The organism is Streptomyces colwelliae (assembly GCF_048158785.1).
Lineage (GTDB): Bacteria > Actinomycetota > Actinomycetes > Streptomycetales > Streptomycetaceae > Streptomyces.
In genome coordinates this window covers 1-2,712 of the sequence record NZ_JBLTJC010000672.1, presented here as the reverse complement: position 1 = coordinate 2,712, position 2,712 = coordinate 1, and the positions used below count along the sequence as shown (strand labels likewise).

Genomic DNA, 2,712 nt, shown 5'->3' with positions numbered 1-2,712 from the left:
CCCAAGAAGGGCGGCGGCAGGGTCGGCGAGCTGGACGAGGAGATGGTCTACGAGTCCCGGGTGGGCGACGTCTTCACCCTCGGCACCAGCTCCTGGCGAATCGAGGACATCACCCGCGACCGCGTCCGCCCATCCGCCGGAGGCCCAAGCAAGCGCTTAGAAACTGCGGCCAGAGTCACACAGCGATCCCCGTGACCTTCGCCATACGTACGGGTAACTTCCCAAGAAGCCCCGCACATCACCGTACGTACGCCAATGGAGCCGTGATGCCCGAAGCCGTCATCGTCTCGACCGCCCGCTCCCCCATCGGCCGCGCCTTCAAGGGCTCCCTCAAGGACCTGCGCCCCGACGACCTCACCGCCACGATCATCGAGGCCGCCCTCGCCAAGGTCCCCGAGCTGGACCCGAAGCTCATCGAGGACCTGATGCTCGGCTGCGGCCTCCCCGGCGGCGAGCAGGGCAGCAACCTCGGCCGGATCGTCGCCGTACAGATGGGCATGGACCACCTGCCGGGCTGCACGATCACCCGTTACTGTTCGTCGTCCCTCCAGACCAGCCGCATGGCGCTGCACGCCATCAAGGCCGGCGAGGGCGACGTCTTCATCTCGGCCGGTGTCGAGATGGTCTCCCGGTTCGTGAAGGGCAACTCCGACAGCCTCCCGGACACGCACAACCCGATCTTCGCCGAGGCCGAGGCCCGTACCGCCGAGGTCGCCGCGAGCGAGGGCGCGAGCTGGCACGACCCGCGCGAGGACGGCCTGCTCCCCGACCCGTACATCGCGATGGGGCAGACCGCGGAGAACCTCGCCCGGATCAAGGGCGTCACCCGCCAGGACATGGACGAGTTCGGCGTCCGCTCGCAGAACCTCGCCGAGGAAGCCATCAAGAACGGCTTCTGGGAGCGCGAGATCACCCCGGTCACGCTGCCCGACGGCACCGTCGTGTCGAAGGACGACGGCCCGCGCGCCGGCGTCACCCTGGAGGGCGTCTCCGGCCTGAAGCCGGTGTTCCGCCCCGACGGCCTGGTCACGGCCGGCAACTGCTGCCCGCTGAACGACGGCGCCGCCGCGGTCGTCATCATGAGCGACACGAAGGCCCGCGAGCTGGGCCTGACCCCGCTGGCCCGGATCGTGTCGACCGGCGTCTCCGGCCTCTCCCCCGAGATCATGGGCCTCGGCCCGGTCGAGGCGTCCAAGCAGGCGCTGGGCCGCGCCGGTCTCACCGTCGACGACATCGACCTGTTCGAGATCAACGAGGCGTTCGCCGCCCAGGTGATCCCGTCCTACCGCGACCTGAACATCCCGCTGGAGAAGCTGAACGTGAACGGCGGCGCGATCGCGGTCGGCCACCCCTTCGGCATGACCGGCGCCCGCATCACCGGCACGCTGATCAACTCCCTCCAGTTCCACGACAAGCAGTTCGGTCTGGAGACGATGTGCGTCGGCGGCGGCCAGGGCATGGCGATGGTCATCGAGCGCCTCAGCTGACCAACTCCCCGTAATCGCGCGGGAACTTTGCGTCACCCTCAGGCCCGGAACCCAGTAACCACCTGGGTTCTGGGCCGATTTGTGATCCAATCTCCCCCAGGATGTGACCTATCTCCCTTCGGAGAGGGATTTTCCCAGGTCAGGACCGTTTCACCACCAAACATCGGGCCCAAAGTCCTGCCCGTTTCGTGACGTTACGCACTGACAGCTGGTTAGTCCGCCCTTCAAGCTGATGTAGGAAGTCGGGGGTCGACTTTGAACCGGGAGTACGTCAGTGAGCGCCATGCCGATCGCTTTGCTGCTCACCACGGCCGCCACAGGCGCCGTGGGCGTCGCCGTCCTGCGCACCCTGTTGGTGCTCCGTCGACAGGTGGCGGACCTGCACACCGAACTGGCCGAGGGCCGGGCCGCCGCCGTACGGGCGCTCGTGCCCGCCGCCCGCAACCATGCCGACGCGGATGAGATACGCGCCGCCGTGGCCGAGGCGCTGGCCGAGGAACGGGAGCGGGAACTTGCCGAGGCGCGGGCCTTCTGGGCCGCGCAGGAAGCCCGCGACACCGAGGTGCCGACCCTGCTGGGTCTGCCCGACAGTGAGCTCTTCATGCCCCGCCAGAGCGACTTCGTGGGCCTCGAACCGCTGGAGCCGGTCACCGAGCTGTCCGCGGACGCCGACGAGTTCGCCGGGGAGTCCCCCGAACTGGCCGCGGCCCGCCGCCGCCACCCGTCCCACCCGGACTTCGTCCCGGCCCAGTCACCGGTGGCGAACGACCACGAACGCACGGTGGCGACGCTGGAGGAACTCGCCGAGGCCGCCGTGGAACTGGCCGACGTCCGCCCCGGCCCCCTGGGCACCCTCGACGTCTATGTCTTCGTCGACGGCACCACCCTCTGCATGACCCCGGGCCACCGCGAAACCGCCGAACGCCTCGCCGCAGCCCTCCGCGCCGGCGAAACCCCGTTCCTCCTGGGCGGCTCCGGAATCTCGGGCGCCTACACCCTGACCTTCGCGTGCGGCGAGGAGAACGTGTACATCCTGGCGGACAGGGTCATAGCGTCACTCTGATTTTCCGGGGCGCACCGGTTCGTTGTCGGGTGCGGGTGTCGAGGATTCTGTCCAGCGTCTTTGCGAGCGACGGCATCAGCCGACGCCTGCCCTGCTCGACCGACGCGATCGTCTCCTCGTCGACCATCGCCCGCTCGGCAAGCTGACGTTGAGTCAAACCGG

At 68.8% G+C, this 2,712-nt stretch carries 2 protein-coding genes and 2 pseudogenes; 3 read left to right on the top strand and 1 reads right to left on the bottom strand.

Annotated elements, in window-relative coordinates; genetic code table 11:
- The 3 genes and pseudogenes from ACNFOC_RS53000 to ACNFOC_RS52990 form a co-directional block, all read left to right on the top strand.
- Window positions 1-153 (top strand): annotated as a pseudogene (locus ACNFOC_RS53000) (hypothetical protein); the annotation flags it as partial.
- A 113-nt stretch (window positions 154-266) separates the two neighbouring features.
- Window positions 267-1,487 (top strand): acetyl-CoA C-acetyltransferase, encoded by a 1,221-nt coding sequence (locus ACNFOC_RS52995; RefSeq protein ID WP_416966109.1) that lies wholly within the window; start codon window positions 267-269, stop codon window positions 1,485-1,487.
- Window positions 1,488-1,761: 274 nt separating this feature from the next.
- Window positions 1,762-2,550 carry a hypothetical protein gene (locus tag ACNFOC_RS52990; RefSeq protein WP_416966108.1) on the top strand — a complete coding sequence of 263 codons (789 nt, stop codon included), beginning with the start codon at window positions 1,762-1,764 and terminating at the stop codon, window positions 2,548-2,550.
- Window positions 2,551-2,581: 31 nt separating this feature from the next.
- Here the strand turns inward: ACNFOC_RS52990 and ACNFOC_RS52985 are convergent.
- A pseudogene (locus tag ACNFOC_RS52985) lies at window positions 2,582-2,712 on the bottom strand (helix-turn-helix domain-containing protein); the annotation flags it as partial.

What these genes read in the sequence shown, in the direction of transcription:
- ACNFOC_RS52995 (WP_416966109.1), top strand. Translation starts at nt 267, where the DNA reads ATGCCCGAAGCCGTCATCGTCTCGACCGCCCGCTCCCCCATCGGCCGC.